The organism is Aeromonas sp. 600527, from assembly GCF_049175415.1.
GTDB lineage: Bacteria > Pseudomonadota > Gammaproteobacteria > Enterobacterales > Aeromonadaceae > Aeromonas > Aeromonas veronii_A.
This window is the reverse complement of the sequence record NZ_JAAKVA010000004.1, coordinates 46,664-69,036: the sequence shown is the minus strand read 5'-3', so window position 1 is coordinate 69,036 and position 22,373 is coordinate 46,664. Positions and strand designations below refer to the sequence as shown.

The 22,373-nt window shown below is 61.6% G+C and carries 17 protein-coding genes; 9 read left to right on the top strand and 8 right to left on the bottom strand.

What is annotated here, in order from left to right; all coding sequences use genetic code 11:
• Positions 1–23: 23 nt before the first annotated feature.
• Complete coding sequence (locus G5154_RS07405) at positions 24–1,064, bottom strand: MBL fold metallo-hydrolase (RefSeq protein WP_421250644.1); 1,041 nt, start codon at positions 1,062–1,064, stop codon at positions 24–26.
• Positions 1,065–1,220: 156 nt separating this feature from the next.
• On the opposite strand from G5154_RS07405, the gene G5154_RS07400 reads away from it, so the two are divergent.
• The 6 genes from G5154_RS07400 (at position 1,221) to pdxY (ending at position 10,689) form a co-directional block, all read left to right on the top strand.
• Complete coding sequence (locus G5154_RS07400) at positions 1,221–2,120, top strand: LysR family transcriptional regulator (RefSeq protein ID WP_421250643.1); 900 nt, start codon at positions 1,221–1,223, stop codon at positions 2,118–2,120.
• A 101-nt stretch (positions 2,121–2,221) separates the two neighbouring features.
• On the top strand, positions 2,222–3,502 hold the full coding sequence (gene yjeH, locus G5154_RS07395) for an L-methionine/branched-chain amino acid transporter (protein ID WP_421244217.1): 1,281 nt from the start codon (positions 2,222–2,224) through the stop codon (positions 3,500–3,502).
• Positions 3,503–3,890: 388 nt separating this feature from the next.
• Positions 3,891–5,438: a lysine decarboxylation/transport transcriptional activator CadC gene (gene cadC / locus G5154_RS07390; RefSeq protein WP_337072426.1), complete on the top strand. Its 1,548-nt coding sequence runs from the start codon at positions 3,891–3,893 to the stop codon at positions 5,436–5,438.
• Between the two features lie 749 nt (positions 5,439–6,187).
• Positions 6,188–7,522 (top strand): cadaverine/lysine antiporter, encoded by a 1,335-nt coding sequence (gene cadB / locus G5154_RS07385; protein WP_337072425.1) that lies wholly within the window; start codon positions 6,188–6,190, stop codon positions 7,520–7,522.
• A 77-nt stretch (positions 7,523–7,599) separates the two neighbouring features.
• A complete protein-coding gene (locus G5154_RS07380) occupies positions 7,600–9,732 on the top strand; it encodes a lysine decarboxylase CadA (protein WP_058059046.1) in 2,133 nt (710 codons plus the stop codon).
• 93 nt (positions 9,733–9,825) lie between these two features.
• On the top strand, positions 9,826–10,689 hold the full coding sequence (pdxY, locus tag G5154_RS07375) for a pyridoxal kinase PdxY (RefSeq protein ID WP_421250642.1): 864 nt from the start codon (positions 9,826–9,828) through the stop codon (positions 10,687–10,689).
• Between the two features lie 81 nt (positions 10,690–10,770).
• Here the strand turns inward: pdxY and G5154_RS07370 are convergent, their stop codons facing one another.
• Positions 10,771–11,208, bottom strand: coding sequence for a PliI family lysozyme inhibitor of I-type lysozyme (locus G5154_RS07370; protein WP_421250641.1), 438 nt, complete (start codon positions 11,206–11,208; stop codon positions 10,771–10,773).
• A 120-nt stretch (positions 11,209–11,328) separates the two neighbouring features.
• Positions 11,329–13,362: a M13 family metallopeptidase gene (locus tag G5154_RS07365; RefSeq protein WP_337072423.1), complete on the bottom strand. Its 2,034-nt coding sequence runs from the start codon at positions 13,360–13,362 to the stop codon at positions 11,329–11,331.
• 180 nt (positions 13,363–13,542) lie between these two features.
• Here G5154_RS07365 and tilS point away from each other — a divergent pair, with 180 nt between their 5' ends.
• Positions 13,543–14,901: a tRNA lysidine(34) synthetase TilS gene (gene tilS / locus G5154_RS07360; protein ID WP_421250640.1), complete on the top strand. Its 1,359-nt coding sequence runs from the start codon at positions 13,543–13,545 to the stop codon at positions 14,899–14,901.
• A gap of 89 nt (positions 14,902–14,990) precedes the next feature.
• Here the strand turns inward: tilS and G5154_RS07355 are convergent, their stop codons facing one another.
• Positions 14,991–15,893, bottom strand: coding sequence for a GGDEF domain-containing protein (locus tag G5154_RS07355; RefSeq protein WP_005347848.1), 903 nt, complete (start codon positions 15,891–15,893; stop codon positions 14,991–14,993).
• A gap of 118 nt (positions 15,894–16,011) precedes the next feature.
• Here G5154_RS07355 and G5154_RS07350 point away from each other — a divergent pair, with 118 nt between their 5' ends.
• Positions 16,012–17,964, top strand: coding sequence for a cation:proton antiporter (locus G5154_RS07350; protein ID WP_421263915.1), 1,953 nt, complete (start codon positions 16,012–16,014; stop codon positions 17,962–17,964).
• Positions 17,965–17,995: 31 nt separating this feature from the next.
• On the opposite strand, the gene G5154_RS07345 is transcribed toward G5154_RS07350, so the two are convergent.
• The 4 genes from G5154_RS07345 to G5154_RS07330 all read right to left on the bottom strand — a co-directional run bounded on the left by G5154_RS07345 (position 17,996) and on the right by G5154_RS07330 (position 21,570).
• The gene (locus tag G5154_RS07345; RefSeq protein ID WP_421244223.1) at positions 17,996–19,141 is read right to left on the bottom strand and encodes a patatin-like phospholipase family protein; all 1,146 of its coding nucleotides are present in this window, start codon (positions 19,139–19,141) and stop codon (positions 17,996–17,998) included.
• Positions 19,142–19,254: 113 nt separating this feature from the next.
• Positions 19,255–20,133, bottom strand: a complete 879-nt coding sequence (locus G5154_RS07340) for an alpha/beta hydrolase (RefSeq protein WP_421250638.1) — start codon at positions 20,131–20,133, stop codon at positions 19,255–19,257.
• 82 nt (positions 20,134–20,215) lie between these two features.
• Entirely contained in the window at positions 20,216–20,812 is a 597-nt protein-coding gene (locus G5154_RS07335; RefSeq protein WP_421250637.1) for a TetR/AcrR family transcriptional regulator, read from the bottom strand.
• Positions 20,813–20,925: 113 nt separating this feature from the next.
• The gene (locus G5154_RS07330) at positions 20,926–21,570 is read right to left on the bottom strand and encodes a response regulator (protein WP_005347836.1); all 645 of its coding nucleotides are present in this window, start codon (positions 21,568–21,570) and stop codon (positions 20,926–20,928) included.
• Positions 21,571–21,741: 171 nt separating this feature from the next.
• Between G5154_RS07330 and G5154_RS07325 the strand changes: the two genes are divergently transcribed.
• Positions 21,742–22,368, top strand: a complete 627-nt coding sequence (locus G5154_RS07325; protein WP_421250636.1) for a glutathione S-transferase — start codon at positions 21,742–21,744, stop codon at positions 22,366–22,368.
• Positions 22,369–22,373 lie beyond the last annotated feature (5 nt).

Below are 22,373 nucleotides of genomic sequence, written 5' to 3'. Positions count from 1 at the left end.
GGCGGCTTTTTTATGGCCGGGATTCAGGATTGGGCATTGTCGATATTCTCCGCCTGCCAGAGGGCGTAGCCCTTGCCGGACGGTTTGGTGGGCAGGTCAATCTGCATCAGGTCATTGCCGATGACGAAGGGGCCTGTGTAACGGGCACGCAGATCCTGCGCCAGATCTTTCACCGTGATCTTGCCGTTGAGCCCGATGTGGCTGAACACGGTCAGGGCAGGTCTGGCTTCGTTGAGAACGCGGGCGGCCTGCTCGGGGGAGGCGAGGTGACCGGCGATCGCCTTGTAGCCCGGGTTGGCCTTCATCTGCTCGGCCGAGGTCATGGAGACGCAGTGCACCAGCAGATCCGCCCCTTTGGCCTCTTTCACCACCTGCGTGCTGTAGCGGGTATCGCCGGAGAGCACCACGCTGTGGCCGTGGTAGTCGATGCGATAGCCGAATGACGGCTTGATGTTGACCCCGTGGTCGTTGTCAAAGGCAGTCACCTTGACCCCGTCATGGCTGTAGACCACCCCGGCGGTGACCTCGTGGCTGTTGATCTCCACCCCGTCCAGCGGCGTCCCCTCATCCTTGACCCGAGTGGCGATATCGGTGGCGTAGGCCTGCTGCAGGCCGTGAGCCAGGGCATTGGTGCCCTTGGGCCCGTAAAGCTCCATCGGCGCGTGGCGCTGGCCATAGGCCGGTTGCAGCCAGCCGGTTAGCCAGAGATCCGCCAGCCCGTTGGTGTGATCCGAGTGAAAGTGGGTGAGGAAGAAGGCGTTGACCCGGCCGATGGGGATATGAAGTTGCCACAGGCGGGTGGCGGAGTTGCGGCCAAAATCGAACACCAGCTTCTGGTTGCCCGCCTCGACCAAGGTGCTGTAGCCACCCCGGCTGATCCGGGGCACCGGGGTGCCGGTGCCGAGCAGGCTGACCCGGAAGATATCGGGCTGGGCTTGAGTCGCGGTCTGGGTTGCGGTGACGGGGGCATTCTGCTGGGTGTTGATAAAGCTGCTCTCGGCAGCCTGGCTGACGCCGGTGGCCAGCAGACCGACCAGCAGGGCGGCCAGATAGGTGCTTTTCATGGGGATATGTCCTGTTTGATGACGTCGCTGGCCACTATATTGGTAACCAAAAGTGCGATAAATTGGCTAAAAATAATTTCTTACTAAACTTTTGGTTGTGAATCTGGGCCCTTGTGGTGGGCAAAACGGCCTTGAAACGGGCAAAAAGGAGGGGTTGTGGACCGATTGACCAGCATGCGTATCTTCACCCGGGTAGTGGATCTCGGCTCCTACAGCGCGGTGGCGAGCGAAGAGGGGATCAGCGCCCAGATGGTGGGCAAGCATGTGCTGGGGCTGGAGCAGTGGCTGGGGGGCAAGCTGTTTCACAAGACCACCCGCCAGCAGACCCTGACCGAGCTGGGCCAGCTCTTTCTGGCTCGTTGTCAGCGGGTGCTGGAGGAGCTGGCACTGACCGAGTTGCTCACCCAGAACCTGCTGGCCGAGCCGGCCGGGCGGCTGCGTATCGCCGCCCCCTTAAGTTTTGGCCACCACCGACTGGTGCCGCTGCTGCCGGCTTTTCTCGACCGCTACCCCAAGCTGGAGGTGGATCTGCAGCTTACCCCCCGCTGGGTCGATCTGGTGGAGGAGGGGTTCGACGCCGCCATCCGCACCCTGCGCCCGCAGGATGAGGCGCTGATCGCCCGTCCGCTGCTGACCCAGCACTACCGCCTCTGCGCGGCCCCCGACTACCTCAATCGTCACGGTGTGCCCCGTCATCCGGCCGATCTCGCCCACCACCAGTGCCTGCACGGCAACTGGGGGGAGCACGAGCGCTGGCAATTTGTTAGCGAGGATGGCCAGAGTGAGGAGGTGCGAGTCGCCTCGCGCCTGCGCATCAACCACTGGCCAGCGCTACTGACGGCGGCACTGGCGGGGGCCGGCATCACCTTGCAACCAGCCGAACAGGTGCGTAACCATATCGCTGCGGGGCGTCTGCTGCCGCTGCTTGGCCACTATCAGAGCCCGGCCAAGACCCTCTACTTCATCTATCCGGCAGCGCGGCGGCAGGTGCTCAAGATCACCCTGCTGGGGGATTTTCTGGCCGAATCCCTGCAAGCTGAGAGCGAGCCTGAATAAAAGGCTGCATATTCTCGCCACAGTGCTTAACCATCGTACTTAACAAAAGGGCGGGGCAGGCCTAACATGGCGGGATGTTTTTTTAGTCAGGACAAAAGGATATGTCTGGGTTGAAAAAGGATCTCGGGCTCTGGCAGGGGATGGGGTTGCTCGCTACCTCGCTGCTCGGCACCGGGATCTTCGTGGTACCGGCGACCGCTGCCTCGCTGGCGGGTGGGGCCTCGCTCTGGGCCTGGTTGCTGCTGATTGCGCTGGTGCTGCCCATCGCCTTTACCTTCGCTCGCCTCGGCCGTCGCTATCCCCATGCGGGCGGTGCGCCGCACCTGATTGGCCTCGCCTTTGGCAACGGCGCCGAGCGCTTCTCTGCCTTCCTCTTTCTGGCTGTGTTACCCGTGGGCCTGCCCGCCGCTCTGATGATTGCCGCCGGTTTCTGGCACGCCCTGTTCGAGATGGGGGAGTGGACCCTCTGGGCCATCCAGCTGCTGACCCTGCTCGGGGTCTTTCTGCTGGGGCTGCGCGGGGCGCGATCCTCCGGCAATCTGCAGTTGCTGATTGCGCTCGCCATTTTGGGGCTCACCCTGCTTATCTGGTTCAAGGGGGAGGTGAGCTGGCGCGATGCAGCGCGGCCCTTGCCGAGCGCGGACGAGTGGCCCGCCATGGCCACCGCGCTGGCGGTGATGTTCTGGTGTTTCGTCGGGCTGGAAGCCTTCGCCCATATGGGGGAGGAGTTCAAGCGGCCGGAGCGGGACTACCCCATCGCCCTGCTCGGCGGTGTGCTGCTGGCGGGGCTTATCTACTGGGTACACTCGCTGGTGGTGCTCAAGTACGGCCTCTACGGTGATGAGGCGAAAAATGCCACCGCCATCCCCTCTCTGCTGGCGCTGCTGTTCGGCCCCACTGCCAAGTGGTTGGTGGCGGTGCTCGGCTACCTCTCCTGCTTTGCCAGCATCAATATCTACCTGCAGGGGTTTGCGAGGCTTATCTGGAGCATGGCGCGGGAAGGCAAGCTGCCGGTCTCGCTGGCCCGCCTCACCGCCCGCGGCGCGCCGCTGCGGGCGCTCACTCTGGTGCTCGCCATCTGTCTGGTCTGCATCACCCTGATCATCTGGCTGCGACTGCCCCTCGATGAGCTGATCCGCTACGCCAACGGCAACTTTGTGCTGGTCTACCTGCTCTGCATGGCGGCGGGCTGGCGCCTGCTTGGCGGGGTGGGCAAGGGGCTGGCGGGAGTGAGCGTGCTGCTCTGCGCTCTGGTGCTGGTGGCGCTCGCCTCTCAGGTGCTCTATGCGGTGGTACTGAGTCTTGGCTACGGCTGTTTCTCGTTGTGGCGGCGTCATCTGCGCCGTAGCCGTCAGCAGGATGCGATCCCGGTGGCGAAATGAGGTCTCCCCGATAGCCGGAAAATGAGAAAGCCCTGATGTTCAGGGCTTTTTTGATTCAGATATATGGGGTGTTCATATGAGCATCAATTGGCACGCTATTTGCTGAAAAATGAGTGGTCGGATCAACTCAACGGCGATTTATAGCCAAAAAAAGTGGGATCCAGCTCCCGTTTTGCTTAAAGTGCTTTTTCCGATCCCGTTAGTCGGAATGCCCGCAAGGATGCCCTTCAGACGCTAGCAGGATGGCCTGGCCAGACTGGCTCACAGAGATTTTATTGCTTCGGTTCTCTTTCATCTGTCACCTCGTGACAGCATCCTGTTCCGTTCAGTCAGTCCGGGTTTTGCGTCTCTCTCATCGTGCATTGTCTCCATCTGCAGCGAGTGAATCATGAGCGAATCGGTTTTTGAGATCCACGACTGGACCCTGAGCGTTGACGACAACATGTTGTGTCGCCCCGACCGCGAGGTCTACCTCGAACCCAGACTGGTCAATCTGTTGCGGTTTCTGGCCCACAATGCCGGCACCGTGTTTGGCCGCGATGCCCTGATCAATGAGGTGTGGGATGGCGCCGAGGTGACCGATCAGGTGGTGACCCAGTCCATCTTCGAACTGCGCAAGATCCTCAAAGATGGTCGCACCGATGCGACCGACTATATCGTCACCGTACCCAAGCGCGGCTACAAGCTGGTGGCACCGGTGCGGCCGCTGCAGGTGGTTTCCGTGGTGATGGCGGACGAGCAGCCCGCGGTCAATACCGCTCTCTCCGACAACCCGACTTTATCCGATCTGAGCCCGCCTGCGGCTGAGCAGGATGATGATGAACAGCCCAATGTCGCCCCTTTTCCCGCCGGGCCCCTGACCCGCGCCATCTCCACCCATGCCAAGGATGCCCGCAGCCGCTGGAAGATGGTGAGTTTCGATATCTTCGTTGCCATCGTGCTGATCGCCATTGTCAGCATGCTCAGCTACCAGCACACCAGCCCCCAGGTACACGCCATGCTGGATCCCAACCTGCTGGTGTTCCGCTTTCACTCCGGCATGGATGACAACAACGAGAACGTGCGCCTCGCCGATGGCATTACCCGCGCCCTGATGGGGGAAGTGGCCGTGGCTACGCCGCTGCGGGTGCAGTACGGCGCCACCACTCTGATGGGAGGCATCATGCCCGGCAAGGAGCTGAGTGTGCGGGTCACCCGCCAGCCCCGTGGCACCTATCTCGATCTGGAGTATCGCAATATCAACACCAACCGGGTGCTGTTCAGCCATCAGTACCAGCTCAGTCGCCACAGTGTGCACGGCGTGTTGCAGGCCAGCAGCCAGGATCTGCTACGTGCCCTCGACCAACCCGATGCCGAGCCGGGAATGGGCTGGCCCACCGATGATGCCTCCCTGATGGCGATGATGGAGGCGCAGTACTACATCAACAGCCGGGATCCGGTCGCCCTCAAGCGGGGTATCGATCTGCTGGAGCAGGCGCTGATTGCCCATCCGGATCAGCCGTTGCTGCTGGCGGAGCGCTATCTGGCGGGCGAGGCGCTGGCCACCCTGGCGGGCAAATCCGAGAGCGAGCGACTGCAGGGGATTGGCACCCATCTCGCCAGCGTGGTGCAAAACAGCGGCGCCCTGCCAGCCCGGGTGTGGGAGGCGTTGACCCTGCAGGCGATCCTCAACGGCCAGCAACAGCAGGCCAACTATCTGCTGGAGAAGGCGGCGAGTCGCGGCCGCTCGGTGCTCTACTACATACTGCAGGGCAAGCTGGCGGAGCTGGACGGTCGTCCCGAGGCGGCGGGTGATGCCTACAGTCAGGCCTTCCTGATGGAGGCGACCGAGCAGACCTATCTGCTCTGCCAGCAGCTCGGTTTCTACAGCAATATGGAGAGCCTCACCCCGGCTCTGTTCAATGCGCTGGGCCAGAGCAAGGTGAAGCTCTTCTAACTCCGCAGTGTTGGTTTTCCCCCGGTCGGTGCGGTTGCCGACCCTATCCACAGGCTGCCTTCGGGCGGCCTGTGCGGTTTCTGCTTGTTTCAATCCTGCTTGTTTGCCACCGGGGATAGTCGTTCTGGTGCGGCCCGATTTATCCCCCGCAGCTCTCCACTATCCCCATATGCCTTATCGCGGTATTTGCGGCACTCGCGTTTGTTCGGCTTTACGCCGCACGCGCAGCTTGTGACATCTGCTCATGGTTGGCGACGGGATAAGCTGTCTGTCATGACTCATTTCTCATTGCTTACCGGTTATCGCCGTTGCGCTTTAACTCTGAGTTTGGATTGTGATGAGCCGAGCGAAGGGGAAAGCAGGAGGTGAGCGGCCACTCAGGGTGATGATCCGCAGGGCTTCCAAATGGCCGCAAGGGCAGGGGGCGCAATGGGCGCTGCTTTATCCCGGGTTTATCTGACCAAAAATATCAAGACGGCGAGATAAGGGGGTTATCAAGGGGCAAAAACGGGTTGGCCGGATATCAAGGTTTTATCAATAAGGCTGTGTGATGTGATGTCAATTGACTGTTTTTAAATGGTTTTTATCAAAAGTGACGAGGCGGCGAAAAAAGTTGCCTCATATTTTTATCCGTTAGCTGGTCTTTATGTTTTCCGGGGATGAGAGGTCTAGTCTGTGCCCATTCTTTGGCGGGGCGTTCCGCCAAATGTGTATGTGACGACCCGACCTTTTATAGAACCGGAGATCTTATGTCCCTAGATACGAGCAAGAAGATTGGCCTTATCGCCTGTACAGGTGTGGTGGCCGGCAACATGATGGGGAGCGGTATCGCACTGCTGCCTTCGGCACTGGCCAACATAGGTTCCATTTCTGTATTCAGCTGGGCTATCTGTCTGGTAGGCGCCATGGGCCTCGCCTTCGTTTTCGCCCGCCTGGCTACCAAGAACCCGCAAGAGGGTGGCCCCATTGCCTACGCCGGTGAAATCTCTCCGGTATTCGGTTTCCAGACCGGTGTGCTCTACTACCACGCCAACTGGATAGGTAACCTGGCCATCGCCATTACCGGCGTCTCCTACCTCTCCGTCTTCTTCCCCATTCTCAACAGCCCGATCCCGGCCGCTGCGGCCACCATCGCCGCCGTCTGGATCTTCACCTTCGTCAACCTGCTGGGCGGTAGCTGGGTGAGCCGACTCTGTACTCTGGGTCTGGTACTGATCCTGCTGCCGGTGGTGGGTACCGCTCTGGTGGGCTGGACTCACTTTGACAGCGCCGTCTACAGCCAGAACTGGAACACCACCAGCGGCAGCGACCTGCATGCGGTCATCAGTGCCGTGCTGATCTGCCTCTGGTCCTTCGTCGGTGTTGAATCTGCCGCCGTCTCTTCCGGCATGGTGAAGAACCCCAAGCGCACCGTACCGCTCGCCACCATGCTGGGTACCGGTATCGCGGGTGTTATCTACATCCTCTCTACCCAGGTGATCAGCGGCATGTTCCCGGCCGGTGAAGTGGCTGCCTCCGGCGCCCCGTTTGCCATGGCCTCTTCCGCCATCTTCGGTAGCTGGTCTGCACCGTTTGTCTCTGCCTTCACCGCTCTGGCCTGCTTCACCTCGCTCGGTTCCTGGATGATGCTGGTAGGCGAGGCGGGCAAGCGTGCCGCCAACGACGGCAACTTCCCGAAAATCTACGGCGAAGTGGACAAGAACGGCGTGGCCAAGAAGGGTCTGATCCTGGGCTCCCTCAAGATGACTGCCCTGATGGTTGGCCTGACCGCCTTCACATCCCAGTCTGCCCACGCTGCCGATCTCTTCAACGTGCTGACCACAGATGCGGTGCTGCTGACCATGCTGCCCTACTTCTACTCCAGCATTAACCTGATCCGCTTCGAAGGCATGACCTCCCGCAGCATCGGCGCGATGATCTTCTCCGGTGTGGCCTGCGTCTTCTGTCTGGTGGCCCTGATGGGTGCCAAGGGTTCCAACCTCACCGCTACCTTCGTGGTGTCGCTCATCATCCTGATGTTCTACGCCAAAAAACAGGGTCTGCGTCAGCACGATGCCCTGCTGAGCGAACAACCCAGCAACTAATTCCCCCTTTTATCTTCCGAGCGCTCTTCACTCACCATCCCTGATGGAGAGCGCCCCTTTACGTGTGGAGCATTACGATGAATATCATTGCCATCCTCAACCACCTGGGCGTTTTCTTTAAAGAAGAACCCATTCGCCAGCTGCAAGCCTCCCTCGAGCGCAAGGGTTTCGAGGTTGTTTATCCGGTCGACGTCGCCGACCTGCTGAAACTGATCGAGAAGAACCCCCGCGTTTGCGGCGCCATCTTCGACTGGGACAAATACTCTCTGGGTCTGTGCAAGGAGATCCACGATCGCAACGAGAAGCTGCCGATCTTCGCCTTCGCCAACGACCAGTCCACCCTGGATATTCACCTGACCGACCTGCGTCTGAACGTGCACTTCTTCGAGTACCGTCTCGGCATGGCCGACGACATCGCCCTCAAGATGGGTCAGGCCACTCAGGAGTATCAGGACGCCATCCTGCCGCCGTTCACCAAGGCACTGTTCAAGTACGTGGAAGAGGGTAAATACACCTTCTGTACGCCGGGTCACATGGGCGGTACCGCCTTCCAGATGAGCCCGGCCGGCAGCATCTTCTATGACTTCTACGGCCCGAACGCGTTCAAGGCCGACGTCTCCATCTCCATGCCGGAGCTGGGCTCCCTGCTGGATCACTCAGGTCCGCACAAGGAAGCCGAAGAGTACATCGCCCGTACCTTCAACGCCGATCGCTCCTATATCGTTACCAACGGCACCTCCACTGCCAACAAGATCGTCGGTATGTACTCAGCGCCGGCCGGCAGCACAGTGCTGGTTGACCGTAACTGCCACAAGTCGCTCACTCATCTGATGATGATGAACGACGTGACCCCGATCTACTTCCGTCCGACCCGCAACGCCTACGGCATTCTGGGTGGTATCCCGCAGAGCGAATTCAGCCGCGACACCATCGCTGCCAAGGTTGCCGCGACACCGGGTGCCCAGGCTCCCCGTTACGCCGTGGTCACCAACTCCACCTATGATGGCCTGCTCTACAACACCGGTTTCATCAAGGAGGCGCTGGACACTCCTTACATCCACTTCGACAGTGCCTGGGTGCCTTACACCAACTTCAGCCCGATCTATGAAGGCAAGTGCGGCATGAGCGGCGAAGCGATGCCGGGCAAGGTGTTCTACGAAACCCAGTCCACCCACAAGCTGCTGGCGGCCTTCTCCCAGGCCTCGATGATCCACATCAAGGGTGACGTGGAGGAAGAGACCTTCAACGAAGCCTTCATGATGCACACCTCCACCTCGCCGCAGTACGGCATCGTGGCATCGACCGAGATCTCTGCTGCCATGATGCGTGGCAACACCGGCAAGCGTCTGATCAAGGACTCCATCGATCGCGCCATCTCCTTCCGCAAAGAGATCAAGCGTCTGCGTGATCAGAGCGAAGGCTGGTTCTTCGACGTATGGCAGCCGGACAACATCGACACCGTCGAGTGCTGGAAGCTGGATCCGAAAGATGACTGGCACGGCTTCAAGGACATCGATGACAACCACATGTACCTGGACCCTATCAAGGTCACCCTGCTGACTCCGGGTATGGGTCGTGACGGCCAGCTGCTGGAGAAGGGCATCCCTGCCTCTCTGGTCTCCAAGTTCCTGGACGAGCGCGGCATCGTGGTCGAGAAGACCGGCCCGTACAACATGCTGTTCCTCTTCTCCATCGGTATCGATCAGTCCAAGGCGATGCAGCTGCTGCGCGCCCTGACCGAGTTCAAGCGCGGCTACGACCTGAACCTGACCATCAAGAGCATCCTGCCGAGCCTCTATCGTGAAGACCCGAGCTTCTACGAAGGGATGCGTATCCAGGAGCTGGCCCAGCGCATTCACGAGCTGACCAGCAAGTACCGTCTGCCGGAGCTGATGTTCAAGGCGTTCGACGTACTGCCGGAGATGAAGATGACTCCGCACGCCGCATGGCAGCAGGAGCTGGCCGGCAACGTGGTGGAAGTGCCGCTGCGTGACATGGTTGACCGCATCAGCGCCAACATGATCCTGCCGTACCCGCCGGGAGTTCCGCTGGTACTGCCGGGCGAGATGGTGACCCAGGATTCTCTGCCGGTGCTCGAGTTCCTCGAGATGCTGTGCGAGATCGGTGCCCACTACCCGGGTTTCGAGACCGACATCCACGGCCTCTATCGTCAGGCCGATGGCAGCTACACCGTCAAGGTGCTGCGTTAATCGACAGTGACAACAGTCGAAAGTGACAACAACGGGCCGCAAGGCCCGTTTTTCCCTCCGGAATTCCTGTTCTTATTGCGTGAGTCGCCAATCATGAAGCGAGTGCTCTCCATTCAATCCCACGTAGTCTTTGGCTGTGCCGGCAACAGCACCGCCGTTTTTCCCATGCGTCGCCTCGGGATCGAGGTGTGGCCGATGAATACGGTGCAGTTCTCCAACCACACCCAATACCGCGAAGGCTGGCAGGGGATGGTGATGCCCGGCGGTCATATCCGTCAGCTGGTAAACGGCCTGGCGGAGATCGGTGTGCTGGCCGAGTGCGATGCGATCTTGAGCGGCTACCTCGGCTCGGCCAAACAGGGGGAGGAGATCCTGGCGGCGGTGGCCCGGCTCAAGGCGCTCAATCCGGCCGCCCTCTACTTTTGTGACCCTGTGATGGGTCACCCCGACAAGGGGTGCATAGTGGCACCCGGCGTCGCCGATTTTCTGAAAACCAGGGCACTGGCCTGCGCCGATATGCTGGCCCCCAATTTGCTGGAGCTGGAACAGCTCACCGGCCGCGATATCCGCAATGTGCCGGAGGCCATCGAGGCGTGCCAGCAACTGCGCGCGCAAGGGGTCAAGCTGGTGATGGTCAAGCATCTGGGCAAGGCCGGCTTTGCCATGGACCGCTTCGAGATGTTGCTGGTGTGCGAGGAGGGAACCTTTCACCTCTCCCGCCCGCTCTACCCTTTTGCTCGCCACCCCATCGGGGTGGGGGATCTGCTGAGCGCCACCATGCTGGCCAATCTGCTGGCCGGTTGTACCCCGGTAGCGGCGTTCGAACTTACCAACGCCAGCGTGGATGCAGTGCTTTCCCGGACCTGGCTGGCGGGAGCCTACGAGCTGCAACTGGTGGCGGCTCAGCACGAGATGGCGCTGCCGCTGGTGCGCACAAAGGCCACTCGCCTTGAGTAGAGGCGTCGCCGATTCTGGATACAAAAAAGCCCTGAAGGTCAGGGCTTTTTCTATTTCTGAAGCACGGGGGGCTGCCGCGCCTTAATCCTTGGGATCCTTGAGCGCCTCGATCACATCCTCCTTTGGCCCGAGTCCCTCGACATGGTTGAAGGTGTCGAGCCCCTCCTGCGTACTGATGGTAAAGGCGTCGGCGCTCAGGTAGCTGCCGCTGCCGGCGCTCTCCATGATGACCACCAGCTCGGGCTGTTTGTCACCGTTGAGATCCAGCAATTTCAGCTCCTTGATGGATCCATCGCGCGGCAGCACCTTGCCGTCGATGAACTGATCCAGCGGAAACTGGGGATTGGCACCGGAGTAGAGGCGCACATCGTAGCTGCCGATGGAAGCGGGTTCACCGCGTCCTTCGGCCACCGTGATCACCTGACCGGAGGGGAGTGTCAGCTGTTTGAAGAAGCTCTCCGCTGCCTGGCCGGTCAAGGGCAGAGCGAGCAGACCGAGTGTCATCAGCAAGGTTTTCATAGGCGTTACTCTTGTTACTGCGGTGAGCGGCATGGCCGTTCACTGACGTCAACGTATGGAGATGGGGCGGTGCCGACACATGGCATCTGCCCCTCTGTTATGCCTCACAAGAGGCGTGCATTACCAGATCTTCACCCGTTTTTGGGGTGGCAGATAGAGCTTGTCCCCCGGCTGGATGTTGAATGCCTCGTAGAAGGCGGGAATGTTCGGCACTACGCCGTTGACCCGGTACTCGGGCGGCGAGTGGGGGTCGGAGCGCAGCAGCATCTGCATCAGCTCGGGGCGATACATCCCCTTCCACACCTGCGCCCAGCCGAGGAAGAAGCGTTGTTCGCCGGTAAAGCCATCCAGCACCGGCGCCTCCTTGCCATCAAGCGACAGCTCGTAGGCCTTGTGGGCTATGGTGAGGCCGCCCAGATCGCCGATGTTCTCCCCCAGGGTGAACTGGCCGTTGACGAACTGGCCGTTGATGGGCTCGAAGCGGTTGTACTGGGCCACCAGCCGGCTGGTGCGGAAGCGGAACTCCTTGAGATCTTGTGGCGTCCACCAGTCGCGCATCATGCCGTCACCGTCGGATTTGGCCCCCTGATCATCAAAACCGTGGCCCATCTCGTGACCAATGACCCCGCCGATGGCGCCGTAGTTGACCGCATCATCCGCCGTCATGTCGAAGAAGGGGGGCTGCAAAATAGCCGCCGGGAAGACGATCTCGTTGTTGCTCGGGTTGTAGTAGGCGTTCACCGTTTGCGGCGACATGTGCCACTCGTCCCTGTCGACCGGCTTGCCGAGGCGCGCCAGGCTGTCTGCATATTCAAAGGCTTGTGAGCGTTGCAGGTTGCCCACCAGATCATCCGGTTTGATAGTGATGGCGCTGTAATCCTTCCACTTGTCGGGGTAGCCGATCTTGGGGCGGAACTTGGCCAGCTTCTCGAGTGCCTGCGCCTTGGTCTCGGGCGACATCCAGTCGAGCTCCTTGATGCTCTGGCCGTAGGCGGTGCGCAGGTTCTCCACCAACTGCTCCATCCGCTCCTTGGCTGCTGGCGGGAAGTAGCGAGCCACATAGAGCTGGCCGACCGCTTCACCCAGATGATCGTTCAGGACCCCGAGCGCCCGCTCCCAGCTGGCGCGCTGCTTGGGCGTGCCGCTCAATGTGGTGCCGTAGAAGGCGAAGTTGGCGCGGTCGGTCTCGCTGTCGAGATAGGGGGCGTAGTCGGTCAGCAGTTGCCACTTGAGGTAGGCCTGCCAGTCGGCGATGGGGGTTTGGGCCATCACCTGATCCAACGCGCTCAGATAGGTCGGCTGACCGATAATGAGCTCCGGCTGGCCAGCAATGCCCGCGGCATTGAGATAAGCCTGCCAGTCGAGATGGGGGGCGAGCCGTGCCAGTTCGCTGGCGGGGCGCTTGTTGTAGTTCTTCTCCCGATCCCGCAGGGCGACGTTGTCCCACTGGATGGTGGCGAGCCGGGTTTCGAGGGCCAGAATCCGTTTGGCTTTGCCGCTCGGGTCAGACTCACCGAGGCGGCTCAGCATGGCGGCGATATGCTGTTGGTACTTCTGGCGCAGGGCCTGACTGTCGGGATCCTGCTTGAGGTAGTAGTCCCGATCCGGCAGCCCCAGTCCACCTTGATAGAGGTAGACCGCATAGCGGTCGGGGGACTTGGCATCGGCGTCGATCCAGATGCCGAACGGCGCGCCGCCGCCCATGCGGCCCGACTGGGCAAAGGCGCGGGCCAGCGCAGCCTGATCACCGATCCGGTCGATATCGGCCAGCGCCGGTGCCAGCGGGGTGAGCCCCTTGGCGTCACGGCCTGCCTGATCCAGATAGCTGGCGTAGAGATCGCGGATCTGCTGGGTTGGCGTGCCGGTGGCGGCCTCCTGCTTGGCCAGCCCCTCGACCAGCACCCGCACATCGGCGAGGGATTTGTCCCGCAGCATGTAGAAAGCGCCATCGGCGGGGCGATCGTCGGGGATCTTGGCGGTGGCGAGCCACTTGCCATTGACGTAGCGGAAGAAGTCATCGCCGGGTTTGACCAGGGTGTCCATATTGGCCAGCGCCAGCCCGGAGTGTTTGGGGGAGTCTTGCGGTGCCTGACTGCAGCCAGCCAGCAGTGCCAGTCCAATCAGGCCGGCCAGTAAGCTTTTCTTATTGTTCATCTTGTTTGATTCCAATTCCGATTGTTTGCTTCCCTGCCCATCTTCCTTGCTCCAACCGGTTGTGCGACCGCCTTGCGGCCAGCCTGGTGGAGAGGGCGGGCGAGCCTCACTCTAGCAGCAGGGTTGCAGCTTGATAAGCCCGACTCTGCTAAGATCGGCCGGTCCGTTTTGGGGAAGCCTATGATTTCTCATCTTTATTCTCGCTTTTGTCTGACTATGCCAGCGCCGGAAGGTTCCACCGGTCTGCTGGTGGCCTTCAGTGGCGGCCTCGACTCCACCCTGCTGCTGGTGCTGGCGGCGCAGTATGCCCGCGAGCATGGCCTGCCAGTTCGCGCCCTGCACGTGCACCACGGCCTCAGTCCCCATGCCGATGAGTGGGTCGCTCATTGTGAAGCCGTGTGTCAGCAATTGGCGGTGGAGCTGCTGGTCGAGCGGGTGACTCTGGCCCGTGGCAATGGCGAGAGTCTGGAGGCGCAGGCGCGCACAGCCCGTTACCAGCGGCTGACCGCCCGGATGCGGGAGGGGGAGTGGCTGCTCACCGCTCACCATCAGGACGATCAGCTGGAGACCCTGCTGCTGGCCCTCAAGCGCGGCGCCGGTCTGCGCGGTCTGGCGGGGATCTTGCCAAGCCAGCCCTTTGCCGGTGGCCTGTTGCTGCGCCCGCTGCTCGATATGAGTCGTGCCGAGCTGGCCGAGGCGGCGGCGAGCCTCCCCTTTGGCTGGGTGGAAGATGAGAGCAATCAGGACGTGAGCTATGACCGCAACTTTTTGCGCCAGACGCTTATCCCCCAGCTCAAAGCGCGCTGGCCCGCCATGGCCCAGACCGCGGCGCGCAGCATGGCCCTGTGCGCCGAGCAGGAGGCGCTGCTGGATGAGTTGGCCGAGAGTGACTGGCAGCTGGCGGGCGAGGGGGAGGCGCTCCATATCGGCCCGCTGCACGCCCTCTCTCCCACCCGGCGCAACAACCTGCTGCGCTACTGGATCCGCCGTCAGGGGGGCGAGATGCCATCCCGCGAGCAGCTTGCCCGGTTGTGGCAGGAGGTCGCGTTGGCGCGCGGCGATGCCAACCCCCAGCTCAACTGGGGGCGCCAGAGCTGCCGCCGTTTTCAGGAGCGGCTCTATCTGGTGAGCCCTGACTTGCAACCTTGTCATCAGGTGTTGCCGATGATTGTGGGCGAGCCGCTGACCCTGCCGGATGGTTTGGGCGAGCTGGTGGTGCGCATGGCGGAGCACGGCGAGGATCTGCTGCGTTCCCCCCGAGCGGACGAGCCGCTCTCGGTGCGTTTTCAGGTAGCGCCCGGGATCCCCCTCAAACCGGTGGGGCGAAGCGGTAGTCGGCGGATGAAGAAGCTGCTGCAAGAGTATGGTGTTCCCTCGTGGCAACGGGGACGCATTCCCATCCTCTACTATGGCGAGCAGGTGGCGGCGGTGGTGGGGCTCTTTGTCTGCGACGGTTTTATGGCACAGAGTGCCGGGCTGGTTTGCCACTGGCAGGGAAACGGTGCCGCCCCCATCCTGCCCGAGCAGGATCTTGCATGAGGTGATCTCGGTGTGAGGGAGGATTAGCCCCAAAAAAAGAAGCTCCGGTCACATGGCGCGCATGTGCCGGAGCAAAGAAGAGTTCGGGATTATTCGTTAGGGCTGGCCTTGCCGGCTTTTTTGCGGGCGTAGAGGTGACTGTCGGCCGCCTCGTAGAGGCTCGGCACATCGACCCCGGATTGCCAGCTGGCGGCGCCAAGGCTGCATCCGACCGAGAAGGTGCTGAGCTCCTTGTTGGTCATCAACATATGCTGCAGTCGCAGCCAGACCGGGCGCCACGCCTCGGGTTCGGCCGGTTGCAGCAGCAGGGCAAATTCATCTCCCCCGAGCCGGAAGGCTTGATCCGTACTGCGGATGCACCCCTTGAGCAGCTGGGCGAAGCGGCTCAGCACCAGATCCCCCACCGGATGGCCCCAGGTATCATTGATCTGCTTGAAGCGATCGAGATCCAGCAGCACCAGCACCAGACCGTGGGGCTCTCGGCTGTGCTGCTCGATGGCGCGACCGATGGCCTCGTCAAAGTAGGAGCGGTTGCCAAGGCCGGTCAGGTGATCGAGCCGGACCAGCTGATCCAGTTTTTCCAGCCGCAGATAGAGGGGGAGCAGCAAGCAGAGTAGCTGATGGTATTGCATCAGTACCCGTTGCTGGCTGCCGCTCAGCGGATGTTCCAGCTCGTAGTGGAGCTGGCCGAGCAGCTGGCCATGCTGACCGCGCAGCTCGAACGGATAGTTGTGCAGGTTGAGGGTGGCCAGCGGCGGGTGCTGGATCAGCACATGGGGCTGGCCACAATCGAGGTAGAGACCGTGGATCCTGACAATTCTTGCCGCACGATCGGCAAAAGTTGTCAGCAGACCGCCGAGATCGCTCTGCCCCAACAACTGCTCGAGCAACTGGTTGCGTTCAACGCTGGGCAACGGCGTGAGCCGCTCCATCTGGCGAACCCACTGCTCGATGCCATGGCTAAAGCCATTAAGTGACGACGTATTTTCCATGGTCTTCCACCTGTAACACCTGACTACTGTCTCCTCCCTGCAATTGGCATGCCCAATATATCTTTCCTGCCCGCCAGATCGGCTGACTAAGCTTAAGTCGATAAAAGGAGAGGGAAATTTGTACACCGACCTGTTGATCCTGTTGTTCGCCGCCGTGCTGCTGGTGGCAACTTTCCGGCGCCTCGGCTTGCCGGTGATCCTCGCCTACCTGATTGCCGGCGTGTTGCTCGGCCCCCACGGGTTGGCGGTGATCACCGGCCAGTCGATCATGCAGACCATTGCCGAGCTCGGGATCGTTTTTCTGATGTTCTCGCTGGGGCTGGAGTTCTCCCTGCCGAAATTGCTGGCGATGCGCCGATTGGTGCTGGGGGTGGGGGTGCTGCAGGTGCTGCTCACCTCGCTGCTCTTCTTCGTCATCGGCTGGTGGTGGGGGCTGGGTCTGGCCCAGTCACTGGTGGTGGCGGGGACGCTGGCGCTCTCCTCCACGGCTGTGGTGATCAAGCAGCTCGGCGAGCAGAAACAGCTCCATACCCGCCGAGCCCAGCTGGGGGTGAGCGTGCTGCTGTTTCAGGATCTGGCGGTGGTGCCCCTTCTGGTGATGATCCCGATCCTCGCCCAGCCGGAAGTGCAGGGGAGCGCCCTGGCCGCCGAGATCGCCTGGGCCACCCTCAAGGGGCTGTTTTCCCTCTTCACCCTGCTGGCGGTGGGCAAGTGGTTGCTGCCGCTGCTGTTTCACGAGGTGGCGCGGGCCCGCTCCGATGAATTGTTTGTGCTGAGTGCCCTGCTGGTGGCGCTGCTCGCCGCGTTCATGACCCATTCGCTGGGGCTGTCGATGGCGTTGGGGGCGTTTCTGGCGGGGATGATGCTGGGGGAGTCCCACTACCGTCATCAGCTGGAAGTGGACATCAAACCGTTTCGCGACGTGCTGATGGGGCTCTTTTTTATCACCATCGGCATGGCCATGGAGTGGGAGCTGGTGGCGCGGGCATGGTGGCAGGTACTGATCTGCGTGGTGCTGCTGGTGTTGTGCAAATCCCTGCTGGTGCTGCTGGCCGGGCGGCTGCTGGGGGAGCGCAAGCGCGACAGCATGGCCGCCGGTATCATGCTGAGTCAGGTGGGGGAGTTCGGCTTCGTGTTGCTGGCGCTGGCGCTCCACCACGGCTTGCTGGATCAGCAACTGGTCTCCCTGCTGATCGGTATCGGCATCATCTCCATCGCCATGACCCCCTGGCTGGTGACTCAGGCCCATTCGCTGGCCCGCAGTCTCACCGATCCGGCGCTGCTGACTCGCTCCGAGGTGGCACAGTCGGGCCTGAGCAAGAGCCAGCACGTCATCATCGCCGGGTTTGGCCGGGCCGGGCAGACCTGCGCCCGCTTCCTCAAGCTCGAGGAGATCCCCTTTTTGGCCCTCGATCTGGACCCCGAGCGGGTGAGCGAGGCCAAGCTGGCGGGGGAGCAGGTGGCCTTCGGCGACGCCAGCCGCCGCGATATTCTGCTGGCCGCCGGGCTGCTGCGAGCACGGCTGGTCATCATCACCTTCGATGATCGCAAGCGAGTGGAGGCGATGCTGGCACTGATCCGCGAACTGGCGGGGGATCTCAAGGTGCTGGTGCGTACCCGGGATGACAGTTTTCTGGAGCAGTACAAGCAGGCGGGGGCCTTCGAGGTGATCCCCGAATCCCAGGAGGGGGCCCTGATGCTGGTCTCCCATCTGCTGCTCAACTGCGATATCCCAATAGGCCGTGTGATCCGTCGGATGGAGCTGGAGCGCAGCAGCCAGTATCGCTTCCTGCACGGCTTCTACTGGGGGGATCAGAGTGCCAGCAATCTGGAGGCGGATCAGCTTCTCGAGCGTCTTCATCCGCTGTTGCTGCATGATCAGGCGTGGGCAGTAGGTCGTGAAGTGCGCGAGTTGCCGCTCGATGAGGTGCGGATCAAGGAGGTGCAGCGCGGGGAGCTGAGTCTCGAGCCCAGACCCGAGCTGGTGCTGGCGGCTGGCGATCGGCTGATCCTGTTTGGTACCATGGTGGCGATGGAGCAGGCGGAGCAGCGTTTGCTGGAGGGACGCTGAGTCCCCTTGCACTTAGCGGCCGTGAGCCCCTTTACTCCCGTTCTGTTGGCATCCTTCCGATATCGAGGAAGGCGGCAACCCGCTCCTGCTCCCTGAGTGTGTCCTGATAGCCCAGCTTGATCAGCTGTTGGCAATAACCCGGATAGAACATCAAAAAGCTGGCCAGACTGCTGGTCTCATCCCCCTTCACGCCCAATACCCGCAACAGGCGGCGCAACTGCAGCGGCAGCTTGCGCAGATAGGCCAGCGCCATGATGTCGAGATCCTGACTCGGTTTCAGCACGCAGGTCTCCACCCGTTTCAATTGCAGGCGGTTGCGCTCCCGTAGCGGGATAAGATCCAGTGTCTGGTTGATGCGCCACAGTCGCTCCAGGTCGGAGTTGAGGGTGTCGGTAAAGACGGTATCGAGCAGATGGCTGGCGATATTGGAGCTGGTGAGGTGGCCGTGGTGATGGGTCGGTGCTGAGTGCTCAGGCGGATCCAGAGTGATCAGCAGGATCCGCTCCGCCCCCAGATGGATGGCGGGGCTGAGTGGGCTTAGCTGGTGGATGGAGCCGTCGCCGTAGAACTTCTCGCCGATCCGGGTGGCCGGAAAAACGAAGGGCAGTGCCGAGGAGGCGAGCAGATGCTCCGATGTAAGCACGGTGCGCACCCCGCGCCGTCTCGCCCGCTCCCACGGATGGTGCTCGGCCCGCCCCTGAAAGAAGGTGGTGGAGAGACCGTCATCGTAATCCGACGCCGTGATGGCCAGCGCCTCCAGACTGCCGTAGAGGATGTTGTCATCGATGCGGTGATAGTCGATGAGCTGATCCAGCAGGCGGTGCAGCGGCGCGTTGTCAAACAGGTGAAAGGCGTGGTTGGTGTGGGGATTGATCAGCCCCGCCGACCCTTCGTACAACAACCGCCACAGCAGTCGCCCGGGGTGAAAATCGAAGATGTGGTGAGTCTCGAAACGGCGCCAGACCCACTCCAGCTTGCGAACCCCCAGATGGAAGCAGGAGGCGTAGCAGGCCAGTGCAGTGACATTGATGGCCCCCGCCGAGGTGCCGCACAGGATGGGAAAAGGGATGCCGAGATTGCGCGGGTAGAGCTCCGCAATCGCCTTGAGGGCACCGACCTGATAGGCGGCACGAGCACCGCCACCGGTGAGCAACAACGCTGTATTGGGTCTGGCCATATGCTGGCGCCTTATTGTTGGCCCGGGAGGGGCGTTCCCACTGACAAGTTAACTATAAGGCGCTGTATCAAATATAAAAACGGGCGCTTGCCCGTTTTTTTCATGGCCCCATGTCAAAGAGCCCGGTGAGGATTTTCCGGCCGAGCCAGCTGATCGAAGGCGGCGAATACCGGGGCGCTGGCGAGGATGCGACCATGGCCCAGTCCCCGGGTGCTCACCAGCCGGGTATGACCATCCTGACTGGCCCGCAAGGAATCGCCGTGTGGGGCAAATCTGTCCTCCTCGTCATGCACGATTATCGCCGCGCCGCTGCGACTGGCTAGGCGACCCAGCGGATCGACCGTGCTCAAGGGATGCTGGTACTCTTGCTCAATCTCCTTGACCACCGCATCGAACAGCCGGATGGAGTAGCCGGAGCGCGCCACCATGCCGTAGAGCTGGGGCACATAGTCGAGCACCGGCGAAATCAACAGCAGCGGCAGGGTATCGATACCCGGCTGACGGCTGGAGAGGGTAACGGCCCCCCCCATGCTGTGGGCGATGACCCCCTGCAACGGGCCTGCTTCGCTGGCCAGCCTGGTCGCCAGCTCGTCGAAGGCGCGCACGAAACGGGGCAGGTGGCCAGTGTTGCCCGCGCTCTGGCCGTGGGCCGGATGATCGTAGGCAATGGCGGTGAAACCCTGCGCGGCGATATGGCTCATCAGCGGATAGAACTGGCTGGCGCTGCCGGACCAGCCGTGCATCAGCAGCCACTGCGGCCCCTGACCGAGCCGATAGCTCATCAATACCCCTTCGCTGGTATGGACGGCCTGCTTCACCAGACCGGCAGGTTCGTGGCCACCGCGCTGGTTGCGCTGGGGGGTGAGCAGCAACTTGCTGGCGGTGCGCTTGGCATGGGTGGGGGCGAGTCTGTGGTGTAAGCGGGAGCCTATCCCCAGCAGCCATTTGCTCGGGCTGAAGCGGCGGGTGTTGAAGTAGATCTTGCTGCTCATGGTCATCCTGTGGTTTTTATGTGCGAACGGTCGTGCTTTTTTGTTGGTTTTTAAAAATTCGTGTTGAACGGATGCCAAAACATCAGCGCCAGCTGCTCAGCAGAGCGTCCACTTCGGGCCAGAAGTGGCGGGCCGGATCCTGACACAGTTCGAGATCGTTGAACACCTGATCCGCCAGATAGAGGCCATAGAGGCGATAAACGGCGCGCCAGGGATCCATCTCCTGTCGCCACTCGCCTGCGGCCTGCCCCTGCACCACCTGACGGGCCAGATAGTCGAGCCAGAAGCGCACCAGTTGCCGAGCGGCTTGTTGTACAGGGCTCTCTTGCTCATGGCCATCCTGCACCGAGGTCCAGGCGTCGAGGAACATGCAGCGTCCGGCTAAGCAGTGGTTCCAAGTCTGCCAGGCACGCAGCAGGGCGATCAGCTTGTCGTGCTGGCTCTGGTGCTCCTGCTGGCGTACCGGCTGGATCACCCGCAGCCGGAACACCTCGGCGGCGTACTCCAGCACGGCGATCTGCAGATTGTCGCGGGATTGAAAGTGGGCAAACAGGCCGCTTTTCGACATCTCGCAGGCGCTGGCCAGCGAGCCTATGGTCAGGCTCTCCAGCCCTTGCTGGCTCGCCTGCTCGAAGGCAGTCTGCAAAATGGTTTCCCGGGTCAGGCGCCCTTTGCTCATCACTCTCTCCTCGTTGGCGCTGGCAGCATAAAGTACGATCGTGCTAATTGTCGAGCAACAAATAGCCAGCATGGCTGGCTATGTCGTCTCCCGCGTGTCACTGCGCGCGGGGGTCAGTTCTCCTTGATATCGAGCTGTTGCAGGGCGATAACCGCCTGAGTGCGGTTCTTGACCCCCAGTTTTCTGAAGATGGCGGTGATATGGGCCTTGATGGTGGCTTCTGAGACGTTGAGCTCCCAGGCGATCTGTTTGTTGAGGCTGCCATCGCGCAGCATGATCAGCACCTTGTATTGCTGGGGGGTGAGGCTGGCCAGCTTGCTGGCGAAATCGGGGCCATCTTCCGATTCGGGATGGAGCGAGATGCCTTCCGGCACCCAGTTATCCCCCCCGATCACCGTATTGAGGGCGTTGACCAGCTCCTTCATCGGTACCGACTTGGGAATAAAGCCGAGCGCCCCAAGCCGCAACACCTGTTGGATGATGGCCGCATCTTCCGAGGCGGAGACCACCACGATGGGCAGGTCGGGATACTGGCCGCGCAGGTGGGCTAGCCCCTCGAAGCCATTGGCTCCGGGCATCTTGAGATCGAGCAGCAACAGGTCGACCTCGGGGTGCTCGCCGAGCAGGCTGGTCAGGCTGTCGATGGAGTCCGCTTCCAGCAATTGAGCGTCGTTGATGGCCATGTGCACCGCTTGGTAAAGGGCGCCCCGAAACAGGGGGTGGTCATCTGCGATGACGATGGTAAATTGGCTGTCCATATTTCGGTTAATGGCTCACATTGTTGCTAACTGATTGTTTTGAAAAATCAAACTAGCATCGCTCACCAAGAGGGTCAAACCCGCCGGTGCGCAAATGTGAAGCGACCATCGGATGTTTTGCTATCAAGGGCAGACAGGCCGGTCGCAGGCAACTCATGCAGGAGGCAACAGATGGGATCCTTGGTATTGGCGGTGGGCACCGGCTCCACCTGGGCGATGCGGGCGGCACTGGTGCTCGCCATGAGCGGGCTGACGTGGCAGGAGCAGGTGTTCGATCTGGAGGATGCCAAGTCGCTGGCGCGGCTCAAGCGGCTGGCACCGGCCGGTCTGGTGCCCTGGCTCGAACACGATGGCGTGCGTGTTCACGACTCGCTGGCCATCGCCGAATATGTTGACGAGCTCTGTCCCGACCGCCAGCTCTATCCTGTTTCGCTGGCCGAGCGGGCACAGGCTCGCAGCCTCTGCGCCGAGTTGCATGCAGGATTTCGGCAGATCCGTTCTCTGCTCCCCTTCTTTCTTGGGGCGCCAACCCGTATCGATCCCCCGGTGGAGGCGGTCGGTGAGCTGGCCCGTTTGCAGGAGATCTGGTCGCAGACGCGGGGCCCCTTCTACTTTGGCGAGGCAGGCATTGTCGATGCCTTCTATGCGGTGATGGCCTATCGGCTGGCCAGCTACGGCATCCTGTTGCCCGGTCAGGCGGGAGTCTATCAGCAGGCGCTGCTCTCTTGGCCTCTGTGGCAGGAGACCCTGCTCAAGGCGCGGTTGCAGTGGCCGGTGGCGGCGTGCCAGTCACAGTGAGCCTT

What these genes read in the sequence shown, in the direction of transcription:
- G5154_RS07330 (WP_005347836.1), bottom strand. Translation starts at nt 21,570, where the DNA reads ATGGACAGCCAATTTACCATCGTCATCGCAGATGACCACCCCCTGTTT.
- G5154_RS07325 (WP_421250636.1), top strand. Translation starts at nt 21,742, where the DNA reads ATGGGATCCTTGGTATTGGCGGTGGGCACCGGCTCCACCTGGGCGATG.
- G5154_RS07365 (WP_337072423.1), bottom strand. Translation starts at nt 13,362, where the DNA reads ATGAACAATAAGAAAAGCTTACTGGCCGGCCTGATTGGACTGGCACTG.
- G5154_RS07340 (WP_421250638.1), bottom strand. Translation starts at nt 20,133, where the DNA reads ATGAGCAGCAAGATCTACTTCAACACCCGCCGCTTCAGCCCGAGCAAA.
- G5154_RS07355 (WP_005347848.1), bottom strand. Translation starts at nt 15,893, where the DNA reads ATGGAAAATACGTCGTCACTTAATGGCTTTAGCCATGGCATCGAGCAG.
- G5154_RS07335 (WP_421250637.1), bottom strand. Translation starts at nt 20,812, where the DNA reads ATGAGCAAAGGGCGCCTGACCCGGGAAACCATTTTGCAGACTGCCTTC.
- G5154_RS07370 (WP_421250641.1), bottom strand. Translation starts at nt 11,208, where the DNA reads ATGAAAACCTTGCTGATGACACTCGGTCTGCTCGCTCTGCCCTTGACC.
- G5154_RS07345 (WP_421244223.1), bottom strand. Translation starts at nt 19,141, where the DNA reads ATGGCCAGACCCAATACAGCGTTGTTGCTCACCGGTGGCGGTGCTCGT.
- G5154_RS07405 (WP_421250644.1), bottom strand. Translation starts at nt 1,064, where the DNA reads ATGAAAAGCACCTATCTGGCCGCCCTGCTGGTCGGTCTGCTGGCCACC.
- yjeH (WP_421244217.1), top strand. Translation starts at nt 2,222, where the DNA reads ATGTCTGGGTTGAAAAAGGATCTCGGGCTCTGGCAGGGGATGGGGTTG.
- cadC (WP_337072426.1), top strand. Translation starts at nt 3,891, where the DNA reads ATGAGCGAATCGGTTTTTGAGATCCACGACTGGACCCTGAGCGTTGAC.
- G5154_RS07380 (WP_058059046.1), top strand. Translation starts at nt 7,600, where the DNA reads ATGAATATCATTGCCATCCTCAACCACCTGGGCGTTTTCTTTAAAGAA.
- pdxY (WP_421250642.1), top strand. Translation starts at nt 9,826, where the DNA reads ATGAAGCGAGTGCTCTCCATTCAATCCCACGTAGTCTTTGGCTGTGCC.
- tilS (WP_421250640.1), top strand. Translation starts at nt 13,543, where the DNA reads ATGATTTCTCATCTTTATTCTCGCTTTTGTCTGACTATGCCAGCGCCG.
- cadB (WP_337072425.1), top strand. Translation starts at nt 6,188, where the DNA reads ATGTCCCTAGATACGAGCAAGAAGATTGGCCTTATCGCCTGTACAGGT.